Origin of the sequence: Allobosea sp. TAF32, from assembly GCF_052113585.1 — a bacterium.
Classification (GTDB): Bacteria; Pseudomonadota; Alphaproteobacteria; order Rhizobiales; family Beijerinckiaceae; genus Allobosea.
Genome location: NZ_JBFRDM010000037.1, coordinates 1 through 980, shown reverse-complemented (window position 1 = coordinate 980; position 980 = coordinate 1). Strand labels below are relative to the sequence as shown.

Genomic DNA, 980 nt, shown 5'->3' with positions numbered 1-980 from the left:
GGCCCCTTCAAGGATAGGCGCGGTCAGCTGACTGCTGGCGAGACGAATATGGCTGGAATGGTCCATTGTGTGCTCCTCATGTTCGAAAACGAATCGAACGTGCGGGGGCTCAGCACGTTCCCCGCCGCACCCAACCACCCTTGCCCTAAGGGCGCTCGTGTTCGTTGTGATCTACGGGTGGCCGAGCGGGGCGTGGCGGGCGTGGCGGTGAGCCGAACCGCAGTCCGCTCTTCAGCCCGCCACCCGGACTTTCCCGGTGGGCCTGCGGCGGCAGCCGACCCGAGGGCGATGGACAACGAACCCCCTTGAGCCGGTTTCGGTGAGACTGCCCGTCTTGGTTTCGGATGGGCGGGCGGGGGATGAAGGGCGTGGATACGATTGCGCGGATCCGGCGCGAGTTTTCGATCCGCGGGAAGACGACAAGGAGATCGCCCGCGAGCTGCATGTCTCTCGGAACACGGATCGGAAGGTGCTGCGCTCTAGCGCGACGTCCTTCGAGTATGAGCGGAAGGTTCAGCCGCAGCCGAAGATCGGGCCCTGGCGCCCTGAGCTGGATCGGCTGCTGATGGCGAACGACGGCAAGCCGGCCCGCGAGCGCCTGACGCTGATCCGTCTTTCGAAGAGCTGCGGGATCTCGGCTACGAGGGCGGATACGATGCGGTTCGTCGCTATGCGCGAAGCTGGCGCCGCGAGCAATCCGCCGTTACGGCCGACGCCTATGTGCCTTTGAGCTTCGCGCCCGGCGAGGCCTACCAGTTCGACTGGAGCCACGAGAATGGGCTGATCGCGCTCACCAAGCCGAAGCCCGCGCCCTAGCCGCGAAGCCGCGCACGCTGCGGCAGAGCTGGCGCTGTGCAACCTGATGAACGCCGCCGGGCACTACAAGGCCACGCATTCCGAGATTGACCGCGAGGCCCTGTCTGCCACGATCAAAGCCGCTGCCGCCCATCTGGAAGCCGCAGCCATCCGGGCGCAGGGGG

General features: G+C 66.4%; 1 pseudogene. It reads left to right on the top strand.

Annotation, left to right across the window (positions count from 1 at the left end):
• Nucleotides 1-359 precede the first annotated feature (359 nt).
• Nucleotides 360-786 (top strand): annotated as a pseudogene (locus tag AB4Z16_RS28045) (IS21 family transposase); the annotation flags it as partial.
• Between the last annotated feature and the right edge of the window lie 194 nt (nucleotides 787-980).